This window comes from Acinetobacter pittii (assembly GCF_034064985.1).
Lineage (GTDB): Bacteria > Pseudomonadota > Gammaproteobacteria > Pseudomonadales > Moraxellaceae > Acinetobacter > Acinetobacter pittii_H.
This window is the reverse complement of sequence record NZ_CP139249.1, coordinates 2798148-2812226: the sequence shown is the minus strand read 5'-3', so window position 1 is coordinate 2812226 and position 14079 is coordinate 2798148. Positions and strand designations below refer to the sequence as shown.

At 38.1% G+C, this 14079-nt stretch carries 13 protein-coding genes and 2 pseudogenes; 8 read left to right on the top strand and 7 right to left on the bottom strand.

Features of this window, described 5'->3' with window-relative positions; all coding sequences use genetic code 11:
- Window position 1: 1 nt before the first annotated feature.
- Window positions 2-811 carry a rhomboid family intramembrane serine protease gene (aarA, locus tag SOI76_RS13515; protein ID WP_104079338.1) on the bottom strand — a complete coding sequence of 270 codons (810 nt, stop codon included), beginning with the start codon at window positions 809-811 and terminating at the stop codon, window positions 2-4.
- 76 nt (window positions 812-887) lie between these two features.
- On the opposite strand from aarA, the gene mtgA reads away from it, so the two are divergent.
- Both mtgA and ppk1 read left to right on the top strand, forming a co-directional pair.
- Window positions 888-1565 (top strand): monofunctional biosynthetic peptidoglycan transglycosylase, encoded by a 678-nt coding sequence (gene mtgA / locus SOI76_RS13510; RefSeq protein ID WP_104079339.1) that lies wholly within the window; start codon window positions 888-890, stop codon window positions 1563-1565.
- 104 nt (window positions 1566-1669) lie between these two features.
- Window positions 1670-3748 carry a polyphosphate kinase 1 gene (gene ppk1 / locus SOI76_RS13505; protein WP_032054904.1) on the top strand — a complete coding sequence of 693 codons (2079 nt, stop codon included), beginning with the start codon at window positions 1670-1672 and terminating at the stop codon, window positions 3746-3748.
- 59 nt (window positions 3749-3807) lie between these two features.
- Here the strand turns inward: ppk1 and SOI76_RS13500 are convergent.
- A pseudogene (locus tag SOI76_RS13500) lies at window positions 3808-3936 on the bottom strand (hypothetical protein).
- 57 nt (window positions 3937-3993) lie between these two features.
- Here SOI76_RS13500 and SOI76_RS13495 point away from each other — a divergent pair.
- Window positions 3994-4583 (top strand): annotated as a pseudogene (locus SOI76_RS13495) (SPOR domain-containing protein).
- 30 nt (window positions 4584-4613) lie between these two features.
- On the opposite strand, the gene oxyR reads toward SOI76_RS13495, so the two are convergent.
- The 4 genes from oxyR to rubA all read right to left on the bottom strand — a co-directional run bounded on the left by oxyR (window position 4614) and on the right by rubA (window position 7966).
- Window positions 4614-5522 carry a LysR family transcriptional regulator OxyR gene (gene oxyR / locus SOI76_RS13490; RefSeq protein ID WP_005070616.1) on the bottom strand — a complete coding sequence of 303 codons (909 nt, stop codon included), beginning with the start codon at window positions 5520-5522 and terminating at the stop codon, window positions 4614-4616.
- A 6-nt stretch (window positions 5523-5528) separates the two neighbouring features.
- The gene (gene estB, locus SOI76_RS13485) at window positions 5529-6473 is read right to left on the bottom strand and encodes an esterase EstB (RefSeq protein ID WP_104079340.1); all 945 of its coding nucleotides are present in this window, start codon (window positions 6471-6473) and stop codon (window positions 5529-5531) included.
- Between the two features lie 52 nt (window positions 6474-6525).
- A complete protein-coding gene (gene rubB, locus SOI76_RS13480; protein WP_104079341.1) occupies window positions 6526-7707 on the bottom strand; it encodes a rubredoxin reductase RubB in 1182 nt (393 codons plus the stop codon).
- Between the two features lie 94 nt (window positions 7708-7801).
- Window positions 7802-7966, bottom strand: coding sequence for a rubredoxin RubA (gene rubA, locus SOI76_RS13475; RefSeq protein WP_000760495.1), 165 nt, complete (start codon window positions 7964-7966; stop codon window positions 7802-7804).
- A gap of 444 nt (window positions 7967-8410) precedes the next feature.
- On the opposite strand from rubA, the gene SOI76_RS13470 reads away from it, so the two are divergent.
- Window positions 8411-8851, top strand: a complete 441-nt coding sequence (locus SOI76_RS13470; RefSeq protein ID WP_032054901.1) for an SRPBCC family protein — start codon at window positions 8411-8413, stop codon at window positions 8849-8851.
- A 15-nt stretch (window positions 8852-8866) separates the two neighbouring features.
- Here SOI76_RS13470 and SOI76_RS13465 read toward each other — a convergent pair whose 3' ends face one another.
- Window positions 8867-9355 carry a YqiA/YcfP family alpha/beta fold hydrolase gene (locus tag SOI76_RS13465; RefSeq protein WP_032054900.1) on the bottom strand — a complete coding sequence of 163 codons (489 nt, stop codon included), beginning with the start codon at window positions 9353-9355 and terminating at the stop codon, window positions 8867-8869.
- A gap of 257 nt (window positions 9356-9612) precedes the next feature.
- Between SOI76_RS13465 and lysS the strand changes: the two genes are divergently transcribed.
- The 4 genes from lysS to cysD all read left to right on the top strand — a co-directional run bounded on the left by lysS (window position 9613) and on the right by cysD (window position 14057).
- The gene (gene lysS / locus SOI76_RS13460; RefSeq protein ID WP_002117806.1) at window positions 9613-11142 is read left to right on the top strand and encodes a lysine--tRNA ligase; all 1530 of its coding nucleotides are present in this window, start codon (window positions 9613-9615) and stop codon (window positions 11140-11142) included.
- A gap of 185 nt (window positions 11143-11327) precedes the next feature.
- Entirely contained in the window at window positions 11328-12770 is a 1443-nt protein-coding gene (locus SOI76_RS13455) for a capsule assembly Wzi family protein (protein ID WP_104079342.1), read from the top strand.
- A 254-nt stretch (window positions 12771-13024) separates the two neighbouring features.
- A complete protein-coding gene (locus SOI76_RS13450) occupies window positions 13025-13156 on the top strand; it encodes a hypothetical protein (RefSeq protein ID WP_002117520.1) in 132 nt (43 codons plus the stop codon).
- Window positions 13149-14057: a sulfate adenylyltransferase subunit CysD gene (gene cysD, locus SOI76_RS13445; protein ID WP_000140408.1), complete on the top strand. Its 909-nt coding sequence runs from the start codon at window positions 13149-13151 to the stop codon at window positions 14055-14057. The genes SOI76_RS13450 and cysD overlap by 8 nt, the downstream gene beginning before the upstream one ends.
- Window positions 14058-14079: the final 22 nt, after the last annotated feature.

The window sequence follows — 14079 nt, the reverse complement described above, 5'->3', positions numbered from 1 at the left end:
TTTAAGGAATAATATCAGGGTTCTGGATGATGATTTCATGCCATAGCGGAAGTAATGGTGAGTTGATTTGTACACAGTACATATAAAAACCACCTGTAATAATTACTGCGCCTAATAAGCCGAAAATTTTAAGTATAGTTTTTAACTTGCTGACATAGCTTAAGTACCACATTAGCGCAAGGAATGCTCCAATAATCATGCCGCCAATATGCGCGGCATTATTAATACCCGTTGCGACAAAACCAAAAACAAGGTTGATGGCCATAATCATTAATAATGCTTTTTTATCGAGTATGTAGGCTTGATGTGAAAGCGGTGGAAATAAGGAAAGAACGGTTAACGCAGCACCTAATCCCATCACGGCACCTGAAGCACCTGCACTGACATGCGGAAGTAAGCTTGGGTCAAAATGTTGCAGTAATTCATGTCCATTTTGAATCGTCATATAACTACTTAAAAGACTACCGAATAAGCCAGCAAGTAAATACATGCCTATAAAATAGAAGCGGCCAAATAGTGACTCAGCAACATTACCAAAAATATAGAGGGCCCACATGTTAAGCATGAGGTGAACAAGACCAAAATGAAAAAACATGCTGGTAAATAGGCGTTCGGGCTGCCCAGTAAAAGTAAGTGGGGTAAAATCTGCCCCCCAATGAATAGCATCTTTCATGGCTGGGTCGCTAATATCGACACCAGTTGCAATTTGCCAGACAAACAAACCTACATTAATCAAGATCAATAAGGCGGTCAGCCACCAAGTTTGTACATTGAGTTTACGATTAATGTGCGGAGGCTGATATTGAGTCATGCTATGCTTTTGTTATATATGAACATGCTTAACAGCTTAACATGAAAAAAGTTGAATACAGGAGATCAGGACGAACATGAAAGCTTTTATTGTTCGCGTGTTGTTAATTTTTATTGGGGCAATTCTCCTTATTCAACTTTGGATTTTCTCAAGTTTGGTTTGGTGGCGTACACATGAGGTTGATACCACCATGTTTATGCGATTAGATTATTGGTCAGATACCTCAGAGCCGATTATTCATGAATGGCTTGACTATGATGATATTAGTGACAATTTCAAACATGCGATTTTAGCAGGAGAGGACGCAAAGTTTATTTATCATCATGGCTTTGATTGGGATGGTATTCGTTTTGCTCTAGAGCGCAATAATGAAAAAGGTGAAGTGGTTGCTGGTGGATCTACTGTGTCTCAGCAACTTGCAAAGAACTTGTTTTTATACAACAAGCGTTCGTTTATTCGTAAAGGCCAAGAAACTATCGCAACATGGATGATGGAGCGAATGTGGTCAAAACGCCGAATTCTTGAGGTGTATATGAACTCCGTTGAATTTGGCAAAAATCGCTATGGTGTAGAAGCAGCCGCGCAATATTATTATGGTAAAAGTGCGAGAAGCTTAACACGTGAACAAGCTGCTTTTTTAGCCGCGTTATTGCCAGATCCGAAATATTACCAAGATCACCGCAACGATCGTAAACTACAATATAGAAAACGCGTTATTTTACGTTATATGAATAGCACCCAGATTCCTGAATAATGATGTTTAAAGATGTGTTAATTTTTTAGTTTTTACCAAATTGTCATATTTTTGCAGCATACTGTTTTATAGAGATTTTGGCTGGATAGAGAATTGAGTTAGACATGAATACAGCGATTACACCAACGACCCCAACAGAATATAGTTATAATGACCGTTATATAAATCGTGAATTGTCTATTCTTGACTTCCATTTGCGTGTATTGGAGCAAGCGGTAGACCCTTTACATCCATTACTTGAGCGAATGAATTTCTTGCTCATTTTTTCACGTAATCTCGATGAATTCTTTGAAATTCGTGTTGCGGGGGTAATGGAACAATTTTCTCTTGGTAATGAAAGTCGTAGCCCTGATGGATTGACGCCACGACAAGTTCTACAAAAAATCTCTGAAACTGCTCATGCTGCGATTGAACGTCAATATCGTATTTTAAATGAAGAAATCTTACCTAAGTTACGTGAAGAAGATATTTGCTTTCTCCGTCGTGGTGAGTTAACGCCAGCACAGTCGGCATGGATTAAAAAATATTTTCAAGAGCAAGTTGCACCTGTATTAACGCCAATTAGCTTAGATCCAGCGCATCCATTCCCACGTCTCGTCAATAAAAGTTTAAACTTTATTGTGACCTTAGAAGGTAAAGATGCTTTCGGTCGTCAAATTGATTTAGCCGTGGTACCAGCACCGCGTTCATTACCTCGCGTGGTTCGACTGCCAGATGAGTTAACAGGTGGTAAAGAACATCACGTTATGCTATCTGCAATTATCCATGAGCATGTGTCAGATTTATTCCCTGGAATGACTGCAACTGGATGTTATCAATTCCGTGTTACACGTAATGCTGACTTAGCATTAAATGAAGATGTTGAAGATTTAGCAAAAGCTTTAAAAGGTGAATTAAGTTCTCGACGTTTTGGTCGTGCGGTTCGCTTAGAAGTGACTCATAACTGTCCACAGCATATTTATGAGTATTTATTGGAAGAATTTGATTTAACCGATGAGCAGTTATACAAAGTTGATGGACCTGTAAACTTAGCTCGTCTGGTTTCAAATTTTAAACGCCCTCATTTGCGTTATGACTCGCATACGCCGGTTGTGCCTAAAGTGTTTAAAAAGACCGAGAACATTTTCTCTGCAATGCAGAAGCAAGACATTTTGCTTCATCATCCTTTTGAATCTTTCGCACCCGTGATTCAGCTACTTCGTGAAGCTGCTCGCGATCCACAAGTATTGGCAATTAAGCAGACGCTTTACCGTAGTGGTGCTGACTCTGAAATTGTACAGATTTTGGCAGAAGCTGCACGTAATGGAAAAGAAGTGACTGCAGTAATTGAATTACGTGCCCGCTTTGATGAAGAATCCAATATTGAAGTCGCTAACGTTTTACAAGAAGCGGGGGCTGTTGTTGTTTACGGTATTGTTGGTTATAAAACTCACGCCAAAATGATTATGGTCGTACGCCGTGAAAACAACAAACTGGTGCGTTATGTTCATTTAGGAACGGGTAACTACCATGCGATGAATGCTCGAATTTATACAGACTATGGTCTCATGACGACTGACAAGGACCTGTGTGAAGACGTGCACCGCATATTCCAAGAACTCACAGGTATGGGCAAAATGGCGAAATTGAAAAAGCTATTACATGCGCCATTTACCTTACATGCTCAGCTCATCAACTTCATTGATGAAGAAATTGCTAATGCTAAGGCTGGGCGTAAAGCTCAAATTATTGTGAAAGTGAATGCCTTAACGGAAGTTCAATTGATCAATAAATTATATGAAGCATCTCAAGCGGGTGTTCAGATTGACCTGATTATTCGTTCTATTTGCTGTTTACGTCCAGGTTTACCTAACTTATCAGAAAATATTCGGGTACGCTCAATTGTAGGACGTTTCCTTGAGCATACTCGTGTTTATTACTTTAGCAATAATGGTGATGCACGTATTTACTGCTCAAGCGCAGACTGGATGGATCGTAATTTATTTAACCGTGTTGAAGCATGTTTCCCTGTTGAAGATCCTGCATTGAAAAAGCGTATTTATCAACAAGGACTTGTGAACTATTTGCAAGATAACCAGCAAGCTTGGTTGTTACAGTCAGATGGTACTTGGGTACGTGCTGAGCCAGCAGAGGGTGAAAAACTACATAATGCTCAAAGGGCACTATTAGAAATTATTAAATAATGAACTTTTAACTCTCATTAAAAAGCCGACATTTTGTCGGCTTTTTAATTCTTTGAAATTCAAAGTAATTTCGTTAGTTTTTCTAAATGGTTGTTGGGTAAGCGATAATAATTTGAAGCATAGCAAAATGTTTTTAAAATATGTGATTTTTAGCATAAAACATTGAATTTTAAAAATATACAAATCATGTGAAATCTACTTTAATACGCCGCATTAAATATACTTAACTTTGGTAAATGAATAAGATGCAATGCTTTATTAGAAGTTTACTTTTTAAAATACTTTTGGGGATAATGCCAGTGACTGCTTACGCAGATCAGAAGTGTTATGGGGATATCATTGTCTTTCAAAGTTTTAATGACCAAGCCATATATCCTTATTTTGCGCCCGTTTCCAATGATAAAACTAAAAAAAGTGAAGTAACGAATAAAGCAATAATTATCCAGAAAAGAAAACAAAAGCAAGATGAGTTTTTAGCGCAAAAGAAAATTGAAGATGTTCACACAAAGAAGTTAGAAGAAAAGAAAAATTCTGAAAATAAAAAACAACTTGATGCTGCGATCGCTAAAGAAATTTTAGAAAATGGTGAAAAAAAGTGGATGGTACAGGTTGCACTAGCAGCTAATCAAAATAAAGCAAATCGGGTTCAATCTCAGCTTGAAGCAAAAGGCTATAAGGTCGTGACTAGTTCAACCACTAAAGGAATACGCGTCATGATAGACCCAGCCAATGACTATGCTATCGCACAAATTATTAGAGAAAAATTATTGCCGATAATAGTTTGAATATGCCGTCTGCTTGGGTGTTTAAGTGGGCATCGCTTACAGCTCAGTAAAACAAAAAGGAGTCCGAAGACTCCTTTTTTTTATTCATGTAGGTTTGTCGTGATTTTCTGCATAATTTGCAGTAATACGTCAAATTCACTTTGTAGCGGCGTACTTTTACGAGTGACTAATGCTAAAGTGCGACTCGGGGCATCTTCAATTGGTTTTGCAGTAATTTGATCATTAAACTTGATCATACTGTTATCAATTGCAATTTCTGGTAAAAGGGTAAAACCTAAATCAGAAGAAACCATTTCAACTAAAGTTGGTAAAGAGCTTGCTTTTAAACGGTTGTCGTTTTTACGTTCACCGATAGGGCATGCACTTAAAACGTGGTCACGTAAACAGTGGCCTTCTTCAAGCAAAATTAATCTCGATAAATCAAGATCATCTAGTGAGTTTGCTTGCAAAGCATTTGTATCTTGCTTACTACATACAAGGTACAAATTTTCTTTCGAGATTTCAGCGACTTTTAGGCCTCTAGTATCAAACGGTAGAGCAAGAACAATCATGTCTAGATTACCGTGCTCTAGACGCTCTACAATTTTTTCACTTTGAGCTTCATGCAGATGCAACTGAATTTTAGGTAACTGTTGATGTACTTCATCAAGTAACCGTGTCAGGATAAAAGGTGCAATGGTTGGGATAACGCCCAAATGCAAATCACCTGTTAACGGTTCACTCATTTCACGGCTCAATCGCATTAAATCTTGAGCATCTGCTAGTAATACACGGGCACGAGCAACAACTTGTTCACCCAATGGTGTTAAACGCACATTCTGACGGTCACGCTCTACCAGAACGCCACCTAACAATCGTTCAAGCTCCATGATGCCGCCTGATAACGTCGATTGCGTGACAAAAGAGCGGCGTGCTGCTTCAGTAAAATGCAAAGTTTCCGACAACGTAACTAAATATGATAGCTGTCTTAGTGAGGGTAATGCAGCCATAGTGTCCTAGTATGATGATTTAAAATGATGCGCAAATAAACCGCTAAGCTGAGGAATAAAATGTGCAGGGATATCATGCCCCATTCCATCAATTAATTCAAACTTAGCACCGGAAATTGCTTTTGCTACAGCCTTACCATGACTAGGTGGAAGTAAGCGATCACGAGAGCCATGCAAGACTAACGCAGGTTGCTTAATTTCACGGTCCAGTTGAAGTAAGGAGCCTGTACATAATATTGCTAAAAACTGTTGAAGTACACCAGCAGGATAATAGCTACGTTGATAAAGTTTGCGTGCAGTTTGCATTGCTTCAATCTGGTTGACGTAACCAGGTGAACCAATCAATTGAAATAATTTTAAACTGTGATTAACAATACCATCTTCGTCACGTGATTCGGGTTTGCCAATTAAACTCAAAAGTTGTTTCGGAAAAGGAGGAGGTAAAAAAGGCTGATTATTACTGGTAAACATGAGCCCCAATTTCTCAACCTTTTCAGGATATTTTGCTGCAAGAATTTGAGCAATCATACCGCCCATTGATGCACCAATAACATGTGTTTTAGTCACGCCTAAACGGTCAATGAGCATTGATACGTCATCTGCCATATCATGCAGTGTATACGGTGCGCCTTGATTACTTAGCCCGAGTGCAAAGCGACCCATTAATTTAACCGTATTTAATCGCTTACCTTCATGGCGTACTTTTGAAGAAAGGCCAATATCACGGTTATCAAAACGAATAACACGAAAACCTTGATCAATGAGTGATTTACAGAAGAAATCCGGCCAAAAAAGCATTTGGGCGCCAAGACCCATAATCAGCAAAATGGTTGGATGATCTGGTTTTCCACCAACTTCTACATGTAGCTCAATACCATTGCCTAAGTTGACTTTGGTCTCTTGCATGAAAGATGTATACGGCGAAACGTTAAACTGTAAGGCGCTATTCATGTTATTCATTCCTTAAAGGAATACTCATAAAAGAATATTCCTGATTCAAACCTTATGCTTGGGCTGGAATAAGATCTGGAACAAGCTTTGTTAAAGTTAAGCGTTGTTTACCTGCTGTTGCACCTAACAATACGAAACCACGCAATGTTCCTTCATTGTCAATTGCTTTAGCAAGCATACCATCGTCGAACTCTTCTGTTTCCCAGTTCACTTCTACATCAACTGGTGCCGGTAAAACGGTAAGTGGAGCGGCTGGGGTTTTTACTGCTACTGGCATAGCAGGGTAATGCACGGCAGTTTGTTGTCCACTGAGGGTTTTAGCAAGAGCACGAGCCTGTTGCATAATCGGCATTACATATGGAAGTAGGGTGCCATTTACTTCTGCACAATCGCCAATCGCATAAATATCGGCTTGATTTGTTTCAAGTAAACTATTGGTAATAATGCCACGGCTTGTTTGAATATCTGCGCTTTTAGCAAGTGAAATATTTGGCTGTAATCCAATGGCTGAAAGAACGATGTCAGCAACTAAAGTTTGGCCGTTCGCGAGCGTAACTGCATAATCTTCGCCATTATTAATTTTGCTGACTTTTTCAACGGTTGTACCTAACGCAAATTTAACACCAGCTTCTTCGAGGTTTTGCTGGAATGCAGAAGCAATATGGCTTGGCAATAAGCGACCTAATGGTTGAGGCGCTAAATCAATAACAGTAATGTCATATTCACTGTGAAGTAAGTCATTGGCGAATTCACAACCAATTAAACCGGCACCCAAAATAACAACACGTTTGTCTTTGCGTTGAGCTAGATTTTCACGGAAAGCACGGTAATCAATTAGCGAGTTCACGACATGAATGTCATCACTACCATCGCCTGCAATTGCAAGACGAATTGGGTTAGCACCAACCGCTAAAATCAGTTTTGAATAGGGTTGATTCGAAGTTACCCCATCTTTCTCAAGAACAAGCTCATGACGTTCAGCTAAAATTTCTTTTACAAAAGTGAAAGGCTCAATACGCATATTGAGTTGGGTACCCATTTTAGCAGCATCACCTAAAGCAATCTGTTCAGGTGCTTTTTTACCTGCAAATGCATTTGATAATGTTGGCTTTGCATAGTTCACTGCATCATCCGCACAAATCATCACAAGTTCTTGCTCTGGGCTAAGCTTACGAAACTCACGTGCTAAGGTATAACCCGCCATGCCTGATCCGATAATGACGATAGGATGCATTTTTCTCTCCAGAGTTAGAATTGTTTATTTAATACGGTGATTGGGAATATTCGTAAAAAAGACCATGTCAATCATGGTCTTTTGCTTTAAATCATTAGATTTCGATCATTTCGAAGTCAGCTTTTGAAACGCCGCAATCAGGGCAAGTCCAGTCATCAGGGATATCTTCCCATTTTGTTCCAGCTGCAATGCCGTCTTGTGGCCAACCTTCTGCTTCATCGTAAATCCATCCACAAACGATACATTGATATTTTTTCATGAGACTCTCCGCACTGATAAGTTTGCTCAAAGCTGCCTTTCAGTAAAACTATTCCATCTATTAATAATGTAACCACGATCCGGTCAATAATAACCAATGTGCCTTTGATCGGATATCAAATTTTTACGCAGTTCTACATTTAATGTAAAGCAAATAACGGAGTTTAATCATTCGTAAGCAAAGATGAATGGCAGGTTAGGACAAATAAGTGGTTTTTTAGGCAAAACTTGAGCATAAACTAATAATAACTAATACATTCTTAGCTTTAATTTTAAACTTAATGTTGTTCCTGAAATTATTGAGAAATAAAAAGTGCCTGATCATTTAAAAGATTTATATAATAAGAAAGCTAAATAACAACAAATAAAGATTCAACAGATGTCATCATTAAACGCGAAAATTAAAAGTCGACATCATAAAACGGCATAAATCAGGGAAGTAAATATGGAAAATTTAGAATATGAAGTAGAGATTGAAGCGCCTATAGAGAAAGTATGGGAATTACTTTGGAATAGCGAGACATATAATGCTTGGACAAAATTTTTTGCCCCAGATTCCTCAATGCGTACCGATTGGCAAATTGGTGGTAAAACTTATTTCTTAGATGGCGAAGGCAATGGTATGGTTTCCACTATTGAAGAATTGAAAAAGCCAGAAATCTTGATTTTTAAACATTTAGGAATGATTAAGGATGGTAAGGAAGATTTAGAAAGTGAAGAAGTTAAAGGCTGGAGTGGTTCATTAGAAAAATATTTTTTGAGTCAGCACGATAATGTAACTACTTTAAAAGTCGAATTAGCCACCTTACCTGAATATATGGGTATGTTGAAAAGTGGCTTCGTTCAAGGATTTGATGTAATCAAGAAATTAGCAGAAGAAAAATAGGCAATCTGCATTAATTTAAGCCAAATATTTTTTATAAATTTTCATAATCAAATCATTGATACGAGAAGGATAGGCCAAGCGATGATGTCCACCTTCAAATGTTTCAATATTCATGTAGGGTGCAAGTTTTTGTTGTACCTGATACATATCAAGTTGCTCATCTCCTAATTCTAAATAGGCCATTTTAGGATTAGAAAGGGTGAGCTCCTCTTCTGATAGTTGAGGGTAGTCAGGTCGAAAACTCGGCGTAAGACTTGGGTTGGCCACAATCACAGCTAATTTATGTTGAGCGGCGGTTTTTAAGGCCCAATAACCTCCAAGGCTGTGGCCAACCAGTAAATCCGGTTTGATGGTTTGAATAGCCTGATGATAAAAGTACTCAACAGATGCATAACTTAAGTTACGATAATCAACATCAATACAAAACTTATGTGGATGCAAAATGGCGTGGAACTTTGTCGATTCACGAGAAGAATCCAAGCCATGTAAAAATAGAATTTTCATTATTTACGACACAATCTCATTGATAAAATAAAAGGCAAATAAGGCCTTTGAATATCGAGGTTATTTGGATTTTTTTATATTTTACTAAATGCTTTAAAAAATGATCTTAGCGATTGGTCTAAGTCTATTTTGCCTTTAAAAAGTACTGCTCGTTTCCATAAATTGTCTTTTTTCATTTTTGTTTGATTGAAATCATTCGAAAAACTCCTGCAATCTGTTAAGCTATGCCACTTCATTTTTACTTAATCGAGGCAGAGATGACGCAACAAAACGCTCAATCGACTTCTGAACCAACTATTTCCGAAAACGATTTAATTGCACAGCGTCATGCCAAATTAAAGCAAATCCAAGATGTTGCGAAGGAAACTGGAAAGAGTCCTTGGCCAAATACTTTTAAGCGTGAACATTACGCAGCTGATCTACAAGAACAATTTAAAGATCAGTCAAAAGAACAAATTGAAAGCGCTGAGCATGTCTATGTAAAAGTGGCTGGCCGTGTCATGTTAAACCGTGGTTCTTTCATGGTAATTCAAGACATGACAGGTCGTATTCAGTTATATGTTGACCGTAAAGGTTTACCAAAAGATATTCTTGAGACCATTAAAGGTTTGGATCTTGGTGACATCATTGCTGCCGAAGGTTATATCGGACGTTCAGGCAAAGGGGACTTATATGTTCATCTTGAAGGTTTTGAACTTCTTACAAAATCTCTTCGTCCGTTACCAGATAAATTTCATGGCTTAAATGACACAGAAGTTAAGTACCGTAAACGCTACCTTGACTTAATTGTGAATGAAGAAACACGTAAGACTTTTGAAATCCGTGCCAAAGTTGTTGCAGGTATTCGAGCATTCTTAAACAATGAACGTTTCATGGAAGTTGAAACGCCAATGATGCATGTGATTCCAGGTGGTGCTTCTGCACGTCCATTCGAAACACATCACAATGCTTTGGATATGCCTTTATTCTTACGTATTGCGCCTGAACTTTATTTGAAGCGTTTAGTTGTTGGTGGTTTTGAGCGTGTTTTTGAAATCAACCGTAACTTCCGTAATGAAGGGGTATCAACACGTCATAACCCTGAATTCACAATGATCGAGTTTTATCAGGCATATGCTGATTATAAAGACTTAATGGCATTGACTGAAAATATGCTTGAAAAGTTGGCTTTGGATATTCTAGGTACAACTGATGTTCCTTACCAAGGTGAAGTGTTTAGCTTCAAAGGACCATTCAAAAAAATCTCTATGTTCGATGCGATTTTAGAGAATAACCCGCAGTTCACACCGGAAAATGTAGGTGATCGCGAGTTTCTTGCAAAATTTATTCGTGAAGAGTTGAAAGAAGAAGTTAAGCCTGGTTTTGGTTTAGGTAAGCTTCAAACGATTGTATTTGAAGAAACTGTTGAGACTAAACTTCGTCAACCAACATTTATTACTGATTATCCAGCGGAAACTTCTCCATTGGCGCGTCGTAATGATGACAATCCACATGTTACAGATCGTTTTGAATTCTTCATCGGTGGTCGTGAATTAGCAAATGGCTTCAGTGAGTTAAATGACCCAATCGATCAAGCTGAGCGTTTCCAAGCGCAAGTTGCTGAAAAAGATGCTGGTGATGATGAAGCAATGCATTATGATGCAGAGTTTGTAGAAGCGCTTGAATATGGTTTACCTCCAACAGCAGGTGAAGGTATCGGTATCGACCGTTTGGTTATGTTATTTGCTGACGCCCCAAGTATCCGTGATGTAATTTTATTCCCGCATATGCGCCGTAAAGAAGGTTAATCTTCTGAGGTAAAAAAGGCAGTATTTATACTGCCTTTTTTATTACCTTTTATATCTAGAAACTTACCTACTTATACGTATCTTAAAATAGCGTTAAAAAATGTAATTGCACAGTTTAACAATTGCAAATTTGTGATAAAAAATTTAAGGTGTTGCTCATAAATAACTTTGAGAATTGTGCTGGCATGTTTCTAAAAAGAACACTTTCGATCGCAATATTGGCAACCGCTTCATCCGCTATTTTTGCACAAGGTTTAGTGCTAAATAATGAAGATTTACGTACTGACTTAAATTGGTTGAACCAACAAGGTGTTATCAGTATTAGCACCTCAACTTGGCCATTAAGTGGGGATGAAATACAGCGAGCACTTTCTCAGGCAAAAGTATCTCATCCAGCTCAACAAAAAGTTATTAATTCAGTTCTTAATGCATTAAAAGCAGATAACAACACAGTTAAAGTGGGGGCTTTTGCTGAAACTGATATAAAAAATATTCCTCAAGCATTTGGGGATAATCAAAAAGCTCAATATCAAGGTTCGTTAGAGTTTAATGCTGGTGGCGAAAACTGGGATGCAAAAATCCGTGTAAATGCAGAAAAAGATCCGCAAATTGATAATGGACAAGACGTTAATGTTGAAGGTTCATATGTCGCTGGTAAACTTTGGAATCAGTGGATAGTTGCAGGTCAAATTCCAACATGGTGGGGTCCTGGCCATGATGGTAGCTTAATTCGTGGTGATGCGAGTCGCCCAGTTTATGGTGTGACTGCACAACGTGCTGTACAAAATGCTTTTGAAACAAAATGGTTGTCTTGGATTGGGCCTTGGCAATATCAAGCATTTGCTGGTCAATTAGATGATTATAAAGCAATTCCAGATGCTAAATTATTAGGTCTACGCATAACTGCACAGCCATTACCATATTTAGAGCTAGGTGCTTCTCGAACTTTACAATGGGGTGGTGAAGGTCGCTCTGAAAGTTGGGATTCTCTATGGAATGCGATCAAGGGTAATGATAATGTTTATGACGCAGCTGAAGATAGATCTAACCAAATCGCAGGTTTTGATGCTCGTTTAAATCTACAATCTCTTATAAATGCTCCTGTTGGTATTTATGGTCAATATGTAGGCGAGGATGAAGCTGGACTACTTCCTTCTAAGAAAATGTATTTAGCTGGTGTGGATTATTCATCAAGCTATAATGACATGCCATATCAACTTTATGCGGAATGGGCTGATACACGAACCAATGGTGATGTAAAAGGCATTTCTTATAATCATTACATTTATAAAGATGGTTATTATCAACATGGTTTCCCGTTAGGACACGCGATGGGTGGTGACGGACAAATGTATTCAGTGGGTGGTGATATCCGCTTTGATGTCATGAACCGTTTAAGTGGTCGTGCTATGGTAGTTAAAGTTAACCAATCTAATTTGGCAATCAATAAAGCATTTCCTAAAGATGATGAAATTAAAGCACTTGATTTAACTTGGACACATTTCATCAAACCTGATCTTCCATTAAAAATTAATGGATGGGTAAGTGATTCTGATTTGGAAGGCAATGATGCAGGTGCATCTATTGGTATTGAAATTCCATTAGAACGTAAAATGTTTGGTTTCTAAGATTAGATCATGTTTTAGAAAAGAGAAGCGATTAATGCTTCTCTTTTTTTATGGTTTTTAAAGAAATCTAAAGACTAGAACATGATTTGCTTAAGTCGACTACACAAGCTAGGATTACAAAGTTGTATAAGTGAATCAGCATATTACATGTATATGATTAAATCGAATATCAATATGAAAAAACAAGCAAAAGGAATCGGTTTTAAATCACTATAATGCATAACTAATGCTATAAGCCATATAAAGGCTTGTGGTTGGATTATCTATCACGAAAAATTGGAGTTGTTATGGCACTCGTTCCTCCACATGGTCTTCTAGGTGGTGGTTTAATACTACTTCTAGATTTTATGGGCAAAATGGATAGAGAAGGACGTGTTCATGACTGAATCAAGACTCACACATCTCAAGCAACTTGAGGCTGAAAGTATTCACATTATTCGTGAGGTTGCTGCGGAATTTGAAAATCCAGTCATGCTTTACTCGATTGGTAAAGACTCTGCTGTTATGCTTCATCTTGCGTTAAAAGCATTTTATCCAGCTAAACTTCCATTCCCATTATTACATGTAGATACGGGTTGGAAATTTAAAGACATGATCGCGTTTCGCGATAACATGGCAAAAACTCATGGTTTTGACTTAATTGTTCATCAGAACAAAGAAGGCCGTGAAGCTGGGATCAACCCATTTGATCATGGTAGTTCAAAATATACCGATATTATGAAAACCCAAGCTTTAAAACAGGCTTTGGATAAATATCAATTTGATGCTGCTTTTGGTGGTGCACGTCGTGATGAAGAAAAATCACGTGCAAAAGAGCGTGTGTATTCATTCCGCGATAGCAAACACCGTTGGGACCCTAAAAACCAGCGTCCTGAACTTTGGAATCTTTACAATGGTAAAGTGAACAAAGGTGAAAGTATTCGTGTATTCCCTTTATCTAACTGGACTGAGTTAGATATCTGGCAATATATCTATTTAGAAAATATTCAAATCGTTCCTCTTTATTTCTCTGCTGTTCGTCCAGTAGTAGAGCGTAGCGGTACGTTAATCATGGTTGATGATGAGCGTATGCGTTTAAAAGAGGGTGAAGTTCCACAGATGAAGTCTGTACGTTTCCGTACGCTTGGCTGTTACCCGTTAACTGGTGCAGTTGAGTCTGAAGCAGATACGTTACCTGAAATTATCCAAGAGATGCTTTTAGCCACGAGTTCTGAGCGTCAAGGTCGTATGATTGACCATGATGAAGCGGGCTCAATGGAAAAGAAAAAGCAAGAAGGCTATTTCTAAGACAATTTCTAAATTTGTGGAG

What these genes read in the sequence shown, in the direction of transcription:
- aarA (WP_104079338.1), bottom strand. Translation starts at nt 811, where the DNA reads ATGACTCAATATCAGCCTCCGCACATTAATCGTAAACTCAATGTACAA.
- mtgA (WP_104079339.1), top strand. Translation starts at nt 888, where the DNA reads ATGAAAGCTTTTATTGTTCGCGTGTTGTTAATTTTTATTGGGGCAATT.
- ppk1 (WP_032054904.1), top strand. Translation starts at nt 1,670, where the DNA reads ATGAATACAGCGATTACACCAACGACCCCAACAGAATATAGTTATAAT.
- oxyR (WP_005070616.1), bottom strand. Translation starts at nt 5,522, where the DNA reads ATGGCTGCATTACCCTCACTAAGACAGCTATCATATTTAGTTACGTTG.
- estB (WP_104079340.1), bottom strand. Translation starts at nt 6,473, where the DNA reads ATGAATAGCGCCTTACAGTTTAACGTTTCGCCGTATACATCTTTCATG.
- rubB (WP_104079341.1), bottom strand. Translation starts at nt 7,707, where the DNA reads ATGCATCCTATCGTCATTATCGGATCAGGCATGGCGGGTTATACCTTA.
- rubA (WP_000760495.1), bottom strand. Translation starts at nt 7,966, where the DNA reads ATGAAAAAATATCAATGTATCGTTTGTGGATGGATTTACGATGAAGCA.
- SOI76_RS13470 (WP_032054901.1), top strand. Translation starts at nt 8,411, where the DNA reads ATGGAAAATTTAGAATATGAAGTAGAGATTGAAGCGCCTATAGAGAAA.
- SOI76_RS13465 (WP_032054900.1), bottom strand. Translation starts at nt 9,355, where the DNA reads ATGAAAATTCTATTTTTACATGGCTTGGATTCTTCTCGTGAATCGACA.
- lysS (WP_002117806.1), top strand. Translation starts at nt 9,613, where the DNA reads ATGACGCAACAAAACGCTCAATCGACTTCTGAACCAACTATTTCCGAA.
- SOI76_RS13455 (WP_104079342.1), top strand. Translation starts at nt 11,328, where the DNA reads ATGTTTCTAAAAAGAACACTTTCGATCGCAATATTGGCAACCGCTTCA.
- cysD (WP_000140408.1), top strand. Translation starts at nt 13,149, where the DNA reads ATGACTGAATCAAGACTCACACATCTCAAGCAACTTGAGGCTGAAAGT.